General features: G+C 38.1%; 16 protein-coding genes and 1 pseudogene. All 17 read right to left on the reverse strand.

Features of this window, described 5'->3' with window-relative positions; genetic code table 11:
* The coding region (locus DV63_RS16260; RefSeq protein ID WP_020982482.1) for a DUF3519 domain-containing protein at positions 1 to 591 on the reverse strand (591 nt) is incomplete at its 3' end.
* A 319-nt stretch (positions 592 to 910) separates the two neighbouring features.
* The gene (locus tag DV63_RS16265) at positions 911 to 1,681 is read right to left on the reverse strand and encodes an HP1117 family Sel1-like repeat protein (protein ID WP_000540123.1); all 771 of its coding nucleotides are present in this window, start codon (positions 1,679 to 1,681) and stop codon (positions 911 to 913) included.
* A 267-nt stretch (positions 1,682 to 1,948) separates the two neighbouring features.
* Complete coding sequence (gene ggt, locus DV63_RS16270) at positions 1,949 to 3,652, reverse strand: gamma-glutamyltransferase (RefSeq protein ID WP_001254476.1); 1,704 nt, start codon at positions 3,650 to 3,652, stop codon at positions 1,949 to 1,951.
* Positions 3,653 to 3,799: 147 nt separating this feature from the next.
* Positions 3,800 to 5,620: a flagellar hook-associated protein FlgK gene (gene flgK / locus DV63_RS16275; protein WP_000508929.1), complete on the reverse strand. Its 1,821-nt coding sequence runs from the start codon at positions 5,618 to 5,620 to the stop codon at positions 3,800 to 3,802.
* Position 5,621: 1 nt separating this feature from the next.
* Positions 5,622 to 6,056 (reverse strand): hypothetical protein, encoded by a 435-nt coding sequence (locus DV63_RS16280; protein WP_000260880.1) that lies wholly within the window; start codon positions 6,054 to 6,056, stop codon positions 5,622 to 5,624.
* Positions 6,057 to 6,182: 126 nt separating this feature from the next.
* Positions 6,183 to 7,142, reverse strand: a complete 960-nt coding sequence (locus DV63_RS16285; RefSeq protein ID WP_000512161.1) for a DNA cytosine methyltransferase — start codon at positions 7,140 to 7,142, stop codon at positions 6,183 to 6,185.
* Between the two features lie 134 nt (positions 7,143 to 7,276).
* Positions 7,277 to 7,480, reverse strand: a complete 204-nt coding sequence (locus tag DV63_RS16290; protein WP_017179727.1) for a flagellar biosynthesis anti-sigma factor FlgM — start codon at positions 7,478 to 7,480, stop codon at positions 7,277 to 7,279.
* Positions 7,481 to 7,543: 63 nt separating this feature from the next.
* On the reverse strand, positions 7,544 to 7,750 hold the full coding sequence (locus DV63_RS16295) for a hypothetical protein (protein ID WP_001088955.1): 207 nt from the start codon (positions 7,748 to 7,750) through the stop codon (positions 7,544 to 7,546).
* Between the two features lie 31 nt (positions 7,751 to 7,781).
* Complete coding sequence (locus DV63_RS16300; RefSeq protein ID WP_001179278.1) at positions 7,782 to 8,339, reverse strand: FKBP-type peptidyl-prolyl cis-trans isomerase; 558 nt, start codon at positions 8,337 to 8,339, stop codon at positions 7,782 to 7,784.
* Entirely contained in the window at positions 8,326 to 9,321 is a 996-nt protein-coding gene (locus DV63_RS16305; RefSeq protein WP_000825117.1) for a tetratricopeptide repeat protein, read from the reverse strand. Before DV63_RS16305 ends, DV63_RS16300 begins: the two co-directional genes overlap by 14 nt.
* 7 nt (positions 9,322 to 9,328) lie before the next feature.
* Positions 9,329 to 9,880: an outer membrane protein Omp18 gene (locus DV63_RS16310; protein ID WP_000831114.1), complete on the reverse strand. Its 552-nt coding sequence runs from the start codon at positions 9,878 to 9,880 to the stop codon at positions 9,329 to 9,331.
* Positions 9,881 to 9,946: 66 nt separating this feature from the next.
* Positions 9,947 to 11,200, reverse strand: coding sequence for a Tol-Pal system protein TolB (gene tolB, locus DV63_RS16315; RefSeq protein WP_001269989.1), 1,254 nt, complete (start codon positions 11,198 to 11,200; stop codon positions 9,947 to 9,949).
* Complete coding sequence (locus DV63_RS16320; protein WP_000045085.1) at positions 11,197 to 12,021, reverse strand: energy transducer TonB; 825 nt, start codon at positions 12,019 to 12,021, stop codon at positions 11,197 to 11,199. The genes tolB and DV63_RS16320 overlap by 4 nt, the downstream gene beginning before the upstream one ends.
* Positions 12,022 to 12,039: 18 nt before the next feature.
* Complete coding sequence (locus DV63_RS16325) at positions 12,040 to 12,441, reverse strand: ExbD/TolR family protein (protein WP_001105106.1); 402 nt, start codon at positions 12,439 to 12,441, stop codon at positions 12,040 to 12,042.
* 52 nt (positions 12,442 to 12,493) lie between these two features.
* The gene (locus tag DV63_RS16330; RefSeq protein ID WP_000887313.1) at positions 12,494 to 13,063 is read right to left on the reverse strand and encodes a MotA/TolQ/ExbB proton channel family protein; all 570 of its coding nucleotides are present in this window, start codon (positions 13,061 to 13,063) and stop codon (positions 12,494 to 12,496) included.
* A 9-nt stretch (positions 13,064 to 13,072) separates the two neighbouring features.
* The gene (gene atpC, locus DV63_RS16335; RefSeq protein ID WP_001196329.1) at positions 13,073 to 13,444 is read right to left on the reverse strand and encodes an ATP synthase F1 subunit epsilon; all 372 of its coding nucleotides are present in this window, start codon (positions 13,442 to 13,444) and stop codon (positions 13,073 to 13,075) included.
* Positions 13,445 to 13,454: 10 nt separating this feature from the next.
* Positions 13,455 to 13,626 (reverse strand): annotated as a pseudogene (locus DV63_RS18300) (F0F1 ATP synthase subunit beta); the annotation flags it as partial.

The following is a 13,626-nucleotide window of genomic DNA, read 5'->3' on the forward strand; positions in this document are numbered from 1 at the left end:
TTGTAACTTCGCAAGCTTTTCGGCTTTGGCTTGTTCTAAAGGGCTTAAATTTTTAGCTTCTTGTGTGGTTTTGTTATGTAATTCTGTATTTTTTGATAAATCCTCTTGACTTTTTAGGGGTTTTTGTGTAGGATTCTCTGTAGCACCACTATAGGAACTCAACCTATGGCACACCTTCGCATCAGCGTTGAGTGAGGTGCTTGAAAATTCTTTATAAACTTCATTATTTTTATAACTCCCATTGTTCTTGAACATTGTTTTTAAAACTAATTCATTTTTCTTATTGATCGCTTGCTCTACCACTACCGCATAGCCATTAACTTGTTTAAACGCCGTTATAGCTTCTTGATCGTATTTGTCTAAAGTTCTAAGAATTGCATCGGCGTTATTAACGATATATCTATAATTAGCTATATCTTCGTAAGTAATAGGGATTTCTCCATTCCTAACATTAACAGAATTAACGCCATGCCTTTTGAGTATATGAGCGATAGCATCATGATCTAAACTCGCTCTTATGTTTTTAGGGTGTTTAAAGTTAGCGTCAGCTAAAAGTTCTAATTCTTTGTTAGAGGCTTTTTCTATAATCATTTTCTTGTTGTTTTTGTGTAGAAATTCAACAATTTCAGGGTTTAGGTTATTAGTTCCAAAAGTGATCGCATCTCTCCCGCTTGTAGGGATTTCTGCGTTATTGGAGTTTGTAAATTTAGGGGTTTGTTAAGAGAATATTCAGGCGAGACCAACCAAGCAAAGTTATAGCAAGCAATGTTTTTTGGCTAAAGTTTTTAGTATAAAGCTATTTAGCCATGAAAAATGCAATATCTTTAATCTATCGCTTCCAATCAATTGTTCAAAAAACACGCTACTTAGCATCAAACAAAAATCCTTGAATCAAGCCCAAGTTTGAGAATTATCGGCTTGAAGTGTTCTTTTTCTTACAATTTTTATCAATGTCAAAATCACACGCTTTTTGCATGTATTCTTCAGCCTTTTTCTTATCTTTTTCCACGCCTAACCCATACTGATAAGACTCTGCTAACCCTTCATAAGCTCTAGAAGAACTCATATCAGCCGCCATTTTATAATAGACAATCGCCTTATCTTTGTCTGGCTCAATACCCAATTGATCATTCCCACTATAATAAATATCCCCTAAAAGGATATAAGCTTCTACATTACCCTTATGCATCGCTTTTCTAAAGCACTCTGTCGCTTTCACATAGTTGCTTGGAACTCCCCTACCCTCCATATACATGATGCCTAAGTTGATATAGGCGTTAGTATAGCCTTTCTCTGTAGCTATTCTAAAATACTCCACGGCTTTCTTTTCATCTTTAGGAACGCCCCTACCCTCTTTATACATCACGCCTAAATTGTTATACCCTCTAGGTATATCGTTATCAACCGCTTTTTGAAAATATTCAGCCGCTTTCTTGTAATCTTTAGGTACACCCCTACCATTTTCATACATGATCCCTAAAAGAACATAAGCAAGCGGCTCGCCATTTTTAATAGCACTCTTATAAAAAGAAGCCGCCCGCTCATATTCCTTATTATTATAGGCTTCCTCCCCTTTATAAATAAAATTCCTTTTTTGTTCAAGGTGTTCTGCACCAAGAGTGCTAAACAAACATAAACTTGCCAAACAAATCTTCAAGGCTAATTTGCTTGCATATCCCATTGTTACTCCTCTGCTTTAATAAGATCAAACATAATGTCAATGGCTACCAATCTCAAAAAAGAAACTGCATGCGTTCTAGAACCAGCAAACATCCTCAAACTCCATTCTGCATACACCATTTTAGATCTAATATCGTCTCTTGTAATGAGAAATTTTACACTATTTTTATAAATTTTAAAACTAAATTTAAGATTTTCTCGCTAAAAAAGTCCCCCCCTCCAAAAAAATAAGGCTAAATAGGATTAAAAACCTGTATATGACAAAGAATTAAAATTCTTTCCTTGGATCCGTTGATCCATAGAAAACGCTCCCCTTAGTTTTAGGCAAAACTTGGATCGCATTCACATCGCCCATGACCGGCTTAGTAACGATTTGATAGCCCATTTTAGTGAGGTTATTTTTCACATCAGCGGGCATGCCAAACTTTTCAATCCTTAATTCATCAGGGAGCCATTGCATGTGGAATCTAGGGGCTGAAACCGCTTCAGAAATATTCATATTATAATCAATGACATTGGAAATCACTTGCAACACCGTAGTGATAATCCTAGACCCTCCAGGGCTTCCCACTACCATGAAAACCTTATTGTTTTTCAACACAATCGTAGGCGACATGGAGCTTAAAGGGCGCTTATTGGCCTCAATCGCATTCGCATCGCCCCCCACTAAACCATAGAGATTAGGATTCCCAGGCTTTATGGAAAAATCATCCATTTCATTGTTCAATAAAAATCCTGCCCCATCAATACTAGCAGCGCTCCCATAAGAAGCGTTAATGGTGTAAGTAACGCTGACTGCATTCCCCCATCTGTCCGCTACAGAATAATGCGTGGTGTTGCTCCCCTCATGCAACTGCCCCATTCCTGGTTTGATTTGAGAGCTTGGCGTAACCGTATCTGGCTGGATAGTGTCAAAAATCTTTTTGGCATACGCTTTATTAATCAATTTATCCACCGGCACTGCAACAAAATCAGCGTCTCCCATATAAACCGACCTGTCCGCATAAGCCTGACGCATCGCTTCTGCAGCGATATGGATATTCTTAGAAGCCCCATACCCAAGGGTGCTTAAATCCGCATTCTCCATGACATTTAAAATCTGGATCAAATGCGTGCCTCCTGAACTTGGCGGCGACATAGAAATGATTTTATACCCACGATAACTCCCTACCACGGGTTTGCGCCATTTCACATTGTAACTGGCTAAATCTTCTTTAGTGATAATCCCTCCATTCTTTTTCATGTCTTTCTCAATAAGCTCAGCGACTTGCCCTTGATAAAAACCTTTAGCGCCTAGCGTTTTGATTTGATTCAAAGTCTTGGCTAAATCTTTTTGGACAAACAAATCCCCTTCTTGATAATCAAGATGCCCTTTTTTAAAAAAATACTTTTTGCTAGAACTGTATTTTAAAAACCGCTCCCTTGCTTCTTTTAGGGTTTCTGCTTGTCTTTGTGAAATCGCATAACCATTTTCAGCCAATTTTATAGCAGGATCAATGAGTTGCGATAGTTTTTTAGTGCCGTATTTTTTCAACATCGCTTCCATGCCCGCCACCGTTCCAGGAACCCCAGCCGCCAAATAGCCATCTTCGCTGAGTTTAGGGACTACATTGCCTTGCTTGTCTAAAAACATGTTCTTAGTGGCTTTCAAGGGGGCTTTTTCTCTAAAATCTAAGGCAACATTTTCACCATTAGCCAAATGGATAACCGCAAAACCCCCACCACCAATATTGCCTGCTGCAGGATGGACGACCGCTAGAGCAAAACCTATCGCTACCGCCGCATCAATCGCATTACCCCCATCTTCTAAAACCTTTTGACCGATCTCACTAGCTAGCGGGTGGCTAGAAAGGGCTAAGCCTACTTTAGTGTTTTTAATGGGGGGGTAACTCGCCGCGCTCAAAGGGTTTAACAAACCCAAAGAGAGCGCTATCACACCCAAGCCAATCGTTTTCAAAAAACTCCGTCTCATCTGTTTTCCTTTCAATCAACAATAATCGTTATTATAACACAAGCTTTACAAAACACCCTCTCGCTTATAACTTACATGATGCTATTAATTGTTTGAGAGTTGGTTATAAAAAAGGCTTATTTGATAAAAACGCTATGGGTAGAAAACTTATTGTTTAATCCCCAATAAAGTGTCTATCATCCGATCAATGGCGGTAATGACCTTAGCGTTAGCCGCATAGCCGCTTTGAAACTTGATTAGATTCACCATTTCTTCATCCACGCTCACTTGCGAAATAGAGAGTTGCTCTTTTTTAATGGTCTCTAACATGCTTTTTTTAGTGTCTAAGATACGCCCTGATTTTTCAGCGTCCGTGTTGATTTTACCGGTTAAAAATTGATAAAACTCGCTGATTTTCATTGGTTTAATGTCAAACTTGTCGTTATAAAAATCCACGCTATCGTATTGCAATTGCTGCATCATGTTCGCCACATCAAAATTCCCGTTAATGGGGGCAAGCCATGGGCGGATAGTGGTAGGCTCTTTTTTGTATTCTTTATTCAAGCTGATATTAGAAGCGTCATCGCCTTGAAAAAAAGGGTTGAGTTTTAACGCTCCCATAAAATTCGTGCCGTTATCTTTCATAGAAACAAACAACCCTTGCGAAGCGTTTTTAGGCTGGATAACAAACTTTTTAGTCTCATTGTTAAAACTCGCTGTGAAATAATCATCAAAATCGTTTTCGGTGTTATTGTCTTGATTGTCATCAGTGTTAGCGTTAATGGCTTGGATAATATCGTTCATGGTTGTAATGGGCGTGATAGCAATGGTTTTTCTGGCGATTTCTTTACCATCGGTGTTGTAAGCGATTAAGTCAAACGAGCCGTTTTTGATATTGTAGTTCGTGTCTTTAAAGGCTTCATCGCTATTAAACTCCACAGGCTCGCCCTCAATGTGATGACTCGCGCTTTGAGCGTAAATCGCATTAGTGGATTCTATCAAGCCCCTAGCAAAAGAATCCAACAAATCAATATAATCTTGCAATTTGCCCTTCAAAGTCCCGTTAGAGCCGTCATTATACACATTCAATAACGCCCCCACTTTTCCCTGATTGAGCTTGTCAGTAATATTAGTAACCTTAAAATCATCGCTTTGAAAATAAACCTGGTTCAAACCCCCTTTATTTTCGGACTCTTTAATCACTAAAGGATGGAAAATAGAGCCATCAATGATATTGAATCCATGCCCGATATTAAGGTTATAGCTCTCATCAAAATCCGCTGAGTCTTTATCTGTGAGAGAATTGGTTTTAATGCTGCTTTTAAAAACATTCCCCCCTAAAAGCTCTCGCAAATGGAATTCTAACTCATCTCGCTTATCCCTTAATTCATTCGCATGCTTCAAGCTCTTGTTGTTTTCCACTTCTTTAATGCGTTTGTTGATTTGAGCGATTTGAGAACCCAAGCTATTGACTTCTTTAATCACGCTTTTTAATTCTTCACTCGCCTTGTGCTGTAAGGTCGTTAATCTTTCTCTGGTGTCTTTAATGTTGTGCGTTAAAGCTTCTGTTTTTTGAGCGAGGGCTTGTTTTTGAGCGGAGTCTTTGGCGTTTTTAGACAATTCTTTCCATGAGTTAAAATAATCTTGCAAATCCGTAAAAAGACTCGCTTCATCAATGTCCGGAAAATACGCGCTCGCTTCTTTCAAGTGCGAAAACTCTGTATCGTAATAAGTGTTTTCGTAATTAGTCTTCGTGTAACGAGAAAAAACAAACTCATCATGCACCCTTTCAATGGCTTCTACATCCACGCCCATATTCACATTTTTAGTGCCATACATGTAAGCCTCTTGAGGCTTTGCAATCACGCGCTGGCGGCTATAAAATTCATCGCTAGCGTTAGAAATATTATTCCCAGTAACATCCACCATGCTCTGATGGGCTTGCAAGCCGGTGTAAGAAGTGTTGAGTGAAGATAAGATTCCGCCCATTTTACGCCTGCACTCTTAAAAAATGGCTCCCCACATGCCTAGAGCCTTTATAATCGCAAGTGTCATGGGGAATGATTTGTTGGATGAGCGAAGAATAAAACTCAGAAACCGCAAACGCCATGCGCGAATAAATCAAGTTTTTTTCTTTCAAAACAAGCAAGGACTCTCGCATTTGGTTTAAAAAATCGCTCGTTTTTTCGTCTAATAATTCATTCATTTCCTTATTAGGGAATTGGTTTCTTAAAGACAGCATTTGCACATCTATATTTGCTTTTTCTTTTTCAAAAGCTTGAATCGCTAGCTGTTTTTGATGGTTTCTTTCAAAAATTTCGGTGTGTTTAGCGAGCTTGATGTCTCTTGTATCGCGCTCTGTTAAGTCAATCAATGCTTTCAATTGGTTGAGCGCGTTTTCTAAATGAGAATGTAAAACGACCATAACAAATCCTTTAGCTCTTGTTTCAGCCGTATTCAAGCAAATACTATGCCATTTTATTTTATGATAAAACCCAATTTCTTAAGGGGATAGGGGGTATTTTGAAATCATTCTCCCCTTAAAGCTCCCTTATTGAATCGCCTTTAACATTTGTTTAGCGATTGCAGCAATCACATTCACACTCATCGCATTCCCTGCTTGGGATAATAAATGGCTTTCTTTAAAGTTAGGATTATCTTTAATCTTAGCGATCAAATCCCTAGGAAATCCTTGTAAAAGCAAACTTTCAGTTGCGTTTAATCTTTTGATTTTACCTTTTTGAATATAAAACAAGCCATGCCGAGAAGTCCTTAAAGTAGGAAAAACATTAAAATACAACCTTAAATCAGATTGTCTTGTGTCTAAAACGGCGTTTTCTGAAGTTAAGAGATTCTCTAAAAAAACCCGGTTATGGTTGTATTTATTATGCAAATATTTCTGAAATGCAGCGTTATTAATATCCAAATAACACTCATTATCAGCGTCTAAAAAATCCTTAAAACAATAATCATTGGCTAAACCTAAAGGGAAATTAAACGGGCGTTTTAAATCCTTCCTAAACCCTACGATATAAAGGCGTTCTCTCTTTTGGGCTAATTGGAAATCAGCGCTGTTTAAAATTTGATAATAAGTTGTATAGTCCGCTTCTTGCAAGGCTTTGATAATGGTTTTAAAAGTTTCTTGTTGCTTATGGTTGATCAAGCCCTTAACATTTTCAAGTAAGAAACATTTAGGCTGTTTAACTTTTAAAATGTGAATAAGCCCATAAATAATCGTCCCTCTCTCATCTTCAAGCCCTTTCCTTTTGCCATTAATAGAAAAAGCTTGACAAGGAAACCCGCTAATGAGCGCATCAAAATCGGGTAAATCATTAGGGTTGATTCGCATCAAATCCCCAAAATTATGGGTATCTTTAAAAAATAATTCATAAGTTCTAAGGGCTTCATGATTGATTTCGGCATGCCCTACGCATTTTAAATGGCATTGCTCCAAGCCCAAACGGCCTCCACCAATACCAGAACAAAAATCCATAAAAGTTAAAATTCCCAATCAATCATTCCTGACACACAACAAAACACGCCCTGTTTAAGAGAGCGACAAACTCATTTCAAAACATTAAAGAAACTAAAATTTAATGGAAAACAAAACGACAGCAAGAACAAACCCCCCTAGAAATGAAGTCCCTAGCTTATCCCCAATAAATCCTGTGCCATTTTGTGAGAAGTCTCATGCAAGTTGATTTTATACTGGTTATTTTCAATAGCTTGCTTGATTTCAGCTACCTTATCAAGAGCGGCCTCGCTATTTCCAACTTTTTCATTCTTTTCCACACGCTTGTAATTCCCCACAGATTGCACCGGAGCAAGAGAAGAAACGGCATTGATCATTGCAAAATCCTTTAATTTGATATTCATTCCATCACAGCAAGTATCGGCAAAAAAGAAAAAAAGTTAATGGATTTTTGAAATCTGTTTTTGCAATTCCTTACCAAATTTCTTGGTGGTGGTGATGGGTTTTTTTCCGGTTTCTGCCACAGAGCCAAAAGATTGCGATTGCAAACTTTTAAACATAAAAAACATCAAAAAAATTAAAATATAACAAAACAAAAAAAAGCAAATGGTAGGGAACAGCCAATTTTTGAGATTAGAACTATTCATGACCTTGCCTTTTAAACACTCCTATACCCTACTACCCATGCGAGCATGAGCAACCACAGCCCCCACCTTTCTTCCCGCCATGACCCCCATGACCGCCACAGCAACCCGTCCCACCGCCATGGTGTGAAGCTAAAATTTCTTCTTCGCTCACTTCCCTAAAACCTAAAACCTTGAAACGAAACGCCAAAGTTTTCCCGGCTAACGGGTGGTTATAATCCACCATCACATGCGTGTTGCTAAAATCTTTGATAGTGGCTTGAATGGTTTGATGATCTTCAGTTTGCCCAAAAACGCTCATGCCTTTTTCCAATTCAATGCCTTCAAATTGATCTCTAGGGACTTCTTGCAAATAGCTACTTTCATAAACCCCATAAGCTTCTTCTGGGGCGATAACAACCTCTTCCCACTCGCCAATTTGAGCCTTTAATACCGCTTTTTCTAACCCTGCTATGATCTGATTAGCGCCTATAATAAACTCTAAAGGCTCTTTAGAAATATTGCTGTCTAGCACTTCGCCAGAGCCTTGCTCCCTCACTTCATATTCAATCAAAGCGGCTTGTTTGATTGACTCTAAATCATGGTTTTGCATGATGGTGTTTCTCCTTGTTTTCTAAGATTTTTTCTGCCATTTTAGCTTGTTCGCTTGAAGGATACAAGTGTTGCAAAGTGTTTAAAAATTTATAATAGTTTTGATCGTCTTTGATTTTTTTAAACGACCATGCCGTATGCCACAAAAGCACAGGCATGTAAGACGCTTTTTTATTTAAAAGAGCGCTCTCTTTGTAATACTTGATCGCTTCTCTATACCTCTTTTCTTCATAAGCCACTTCTCCAAGCACATAACGCACATAATAAAGTCGGTAACTATTGGCTTCTAACCACAACAAACGCTCTTTGGCTTCTGCATAGGATTTATTTTTAAAAAAAGACAGAGCTTCTTGAAAAATCTCTTTTTGCTTAGACAAGTCTTTATGAAACTCAACTTTTGCCTTTTCTTGGGTTTTTCTCTCTTGATTTTTTGGGGATTCGGCTTTCAAAGGGGGGTTTTTATCAGCCGGAACGCTTGATTTGAGCGGCTTTTCAGCTTTTTCTTCTTGTTCTTTGAGAGTTTTTTGGATTAAGGCGATTTGTGAAACCAAATCCTGGCTTAACTTGGTCAATAATTCACTCATCTCTTTATTTTGCTTGTCTAACTGCTGGATAGCTTGCTGGTTAGCGTGAATCTCATTCCTCAAATCCTCCAAAGTTTGCGATTGTTGCTTAAGCGTGTTAGCCTGCACTTCTTGCGAAGCTTTTAAGGCCCGCAAGGATTCTTCTTGGGAAAGGATAGCGTTATTGAGATCTTTAATCTTATTAGCCTGCCCTTCATAAACGCTCCTTAGACCCTCTTGAGCTTGAGTGTTGGCCTCTACTTGCGAATGGATTTTGGTCAAAATATTAGAAAAATTCTTACTATTGATTTGCAACTGCTTGAGTTCTTTTTTGGTAGCCCCACTTTGCAAATCAAACGCTGAAGGCTCCCCATTGAGAAAAAAGGGAGCGATAAAAGGGATAAAAAAAAGCCTTTTCATCCTAGAATTACTTCACTAATTTGACATCCACTCTTCTGTTTTCTTTATAACACTCTCTAGTTTTTTGGGTGCATTTGGGTTTGGTTTCACCAAAACTGATGGTTTTGATCATATCTTTTTCTACCCCTTTAATGACTAAAGCGTTTTTCACGCTCAAAGTCCTTTTAACGCCAAGCGCTTGGTTGTATTCGCTAGAGCCAAATTCATCGGTATTGCCTTCCAAAAGCACTTGCATGTGGTTTTCTTTAGCTTTTTGCACGATCTCATCTAAAGTCTCTTGATCGGATTCTTTGATCTCATACTTGTCAAAATCAAAATAAATAGAAGCGATTATAGTCCCGCTCTCAACAGCCGGCTTTTCTTCAACCACTGGAGCTGGCTCTTGTTTGGGCTCCTCTTTAGGCTCTTGTTTTTCTTGAGCTGTCTCTGTAGAAACAGGCGCACTTTGAACCGTTTTAGCGCTCACATCACCAGCCACAGTTTCTTTATCCATGTTGTGTTTACAACCAGCTATGAATAAAAAAGCTACCAAGAAACCAAATACAGAAGATCTTTTCATTATAAATTCTCCAAGAATGAAATTTTAATAAGTGTAAATATTAACCCATATTCGCTTAATTTAACCTTACCAATCAAAGGCTTGTATTTTCACATTCTTTAAAGGGAATAAAAAACTCTGATTATAGTCTAGTAAAATAAGCCCCATGGCGTATTCTTGGGGTGTCTTTTTGATATACATGATATTTCTCCCATCCATAGAAAAACGAGGCATCTGGTTAGAGCCATTCACAGTAAGCCTGCGGATATATTTGCTGTTTAGAGTGATCAAATTCAAATTAAACACTGTTTTGCCAAATTCGTTAAGATTTTCCCTGCTCACATACACAATACTATCTTTATAAGCGTCAATGGATTCATTGCTTCTCCCTTCATAAAGGAGTTGCTCCGCGCTCTCTTTTAACCCCAATTTCTTCATATAGATGTTAGGATAACCGGATCTATCCGAAACAAAAGCCATAGACTTGTCATCTTCTAAAAACACTCCTGAGACATCTATCCCAGGATAGCGCGTTATTTTGGTTTTAGTTTTTTTATGCGTGTCATACAAATACACATCCGGTTGGCCATCAGGGGCTAAAGACATTAAAATTTTAGAGCCATCAGAACTCACGCTAGAGACCACAGCCATTCCTTGAGAACTAGCGATATTCTCATGAGTGGCTTTTTGGATGTTGTATTTTAAAATCATGGGCGTTCTTTCGCCATACTGCGTGTAATAAAACTCCGTTTGCTCAGCGTTCGCCCATTTAGGGAAAATATTGAGCCTGTTGTTTTTGATGATTTCTTTTTGATAGCGCATCGTATAATCGGCCAAGGCGATGTTTGTGATTCCTGGTCCAATGTATTTAGAAAAAACAATAAGGCGCTTCATCCAAGCGATAGAAGGGGCTTTTAAATAATCATTCACCACAATGGCCATGTTGTGCGCTGCAAAAGGGTATAAATCGGAACTTAAAATGGGGTAGTCAAAAGTCTTTTTGAGCGTTTCTGTATCCACATCATAAAGTTTTAATCGTGAAATTTTATTGCCGTTTTCTACCGCCACGCTCACCAGCGCTACAAGATGGATTTTTTTATCCTTGAGTTCTGCGTAATTGATAGCGCCTTGATCCTTGTTTTGAGAAACATCAAAATGCTGGCTAGTCTTTAAATCATTCGCCAAGACTTCATGCAATTTTAAAGCGTAATTGGCGTCGTTATCTATAGAGTAGCGCACTTCAATCTTAGGAAGCTTTTGAATGGTTTTAATAATATCTAGTGTTTTATCTGTTGCAAAAAGCCCTATAGTGTGTATTAAAAAAAGCCATAAATACCTCATTGTTCTTCCTTAGTGGTGAAATTAACTTGAATAGAAATCATGTTTCCTCCAGGATATGGGGGAAAATCCACTTTCTTTAAATCATTTAAAAGGGTCATCACACTCTTGTTATAATCCTTAAAATCGGAGTAGCTAAGAATGGTATAATCAAACTCTCCATCTTTAGTGATCATAATCAGAGCGCTCACTGAAGCCTTGTGATAAAAAACCCCTTTCCAACCTTTATATAAAATCTGATAGATTTGAGCGTACCACTCTTGGTAAGCCTTTTCATCAACCCCATCTTGTTTAGGAATTTGCAAATCTAAAGTTTTGTTTTTAACGCTTTCTAGTTTTTGCGCGAATTGATCCAAATTCTGTTGCAAACCTTTCAACATCTCTTGATTTTTTTGGTTTTGCTTTAAGCGTTGCTGTTCTTTTAAACGCCTTTGCTCTTCTTCTTGCTCATTTTTTTGATCATCTTTTTGAGCGTTTGCATCTGTCTTTTCTTGAAAATCATTGAGTGAAGAAAAAATATTTTCAAGGCTTTCTTCTTGTTCTTTAGGATCAATAAAATCGCCCTCTTTATCAGTTGCGTTTTTTTCAACTACTTTTTCATCTTTTTTTTCTTCTACTTTTTCAGCGATTTTTTCATCTTTTTTTTCTTCGCTTGGCAAATCTTCTAAATTCAAATCAATGACTTGTTCGTTTTTTTTGCCCAAATCCAAAAGGATTTTCTCCGCTTCTTTATTGTGTCTTTCTAGCAACAAACCATATAATAACAAAGCATAGAGCAAGAACGCTAAAAAGCCAGAAACAACAAAGATCGCGCTCTTACTCATGCAAATTAGCCCTGCTTTTTAAGGACTTGTGATTAAAGAAACTTTTAAAAAACCCGCTTCTTTAATCGTTTTTAACAAATAAATCACTTTGTCATAAGTCAATCGTTTGTCCGCACGGATACTAACCCTAGTATCTTTATCGTATTTCTTAGAAAGCAAGTTAAAAGTATCCGGGAAGGAGTTGTATTCATAGGTTTGACTATCTATATAGATTTTTGCGTCTTTATCCATGCGGATCTCTATCATTTTATCTTGAGTGGCTCTAGCAGTTTTTGAACCAGAAGGCAAAGCAATCTCTTCTTTATAAGTGAGAGTGGGCGTCGTTACCATAAGAATAGCCAATAAAACAAGCATCACATCCACTAAAGGCGTGATATTGAGTTCTGGTTTGTCCTCATCCCAATAGTTATCGTAATTCATAAAAACCTTCTAACTCCCTATTTAAGATATTTATAAAATCCCCTTAAAAGCTTTATTTTTTAGAAGACAAAATATCCACTTGCATCTGCACATAAACCGATAAATCATACACCTTGCGCTTTAAAATCAAGTAAAAAGAATAGGCTGGAATGGCCGCTAAAATACCTGCAGCGGTGGCGATAAGAGCCTTAGAAATAATGGGTGCGATCACCCCAAAAGAAGCTTGACCTAACGCGCCCAAATTGTTAAACGCTTCTAAAATTTCAACCACCGTTCCAAACAAACCAATAAAGGGGGCTGTAGAAGAGATAATGCTCAATACCACTAAACCTGTCGTGCTTTGCTTAAGAACTTGATGTTTCCAAGCCTGCAACAATTCATTAGAATACCTTTTGGTCTCATCATTTCTTTTTTTATTAAACATAAAATGCTCTGGAGCGTCTTGCGCCCCATTAAGAATGTTAGACAAAGATTGCATCTCGCGCTTGAGCTCAATCTTTAACACAATGCTCTTATACAAAAAGACCCATAAAGTCATCACCAAATAAAGCGAAATCCAAACCAAAACAAGCGTGGTAACAAACCCGCTCTTATTGAAAAAATAAACGATTGAATCTAACATGTTATCCCCTTAAAGAGACTCAATCTTAGCAAGCACGCTAGAGACCGCTAACCTGTCAGAGCTTGCGTCCTCTAAAAGCTTTTTAGCCCTAGAGATAGCATCATCTCTGTCATCTGATTCTTTTTTAATAAAGACCGCCCCATCGGCTAAAATATCCACCCGTTCTTTGGTAACTTCTGCATAACCCCAATTGATCGCAATGTGCTCTTTTTGGTTTTCAGTTTCAATCTCAACCACTCCCGCTTGAAGCAAGGTGATCATGTTGCTATGCCCATAAAGCACCCCAAATTCCCCTTCAACTCCTGGCAACACAACGCTTTTAACCTCTCCTGTATAAACCTCCCCCTCAGGAACTACCACACTAATTTTCAACAAAGCCATGGCAAAACCCTTAGGAATTTTTCATGTTTTTAGCTTTTTCTAAAACCTCTTGAATGCTGCCCACCATGTAAAACGCGTTTTCAGGAATATGATCGTATTTACCCTCTAAAATCCCTCCAAAGCCCTCTAAAGTCTCTTGGAGAGTCACATACTTACCAGGACTTCCCGTAAACACTTCAGCC

Origin of the sequence: Helicobacter pylori FD535 (genome assembly GCF_000296015.2) — a bacterium.
GTDB lineage: Bacteria > Campylobacterota > Campylobacteria > Campylobacterales > Helicobacteraceae > Helicobacter > Helicobacter pylori_CT.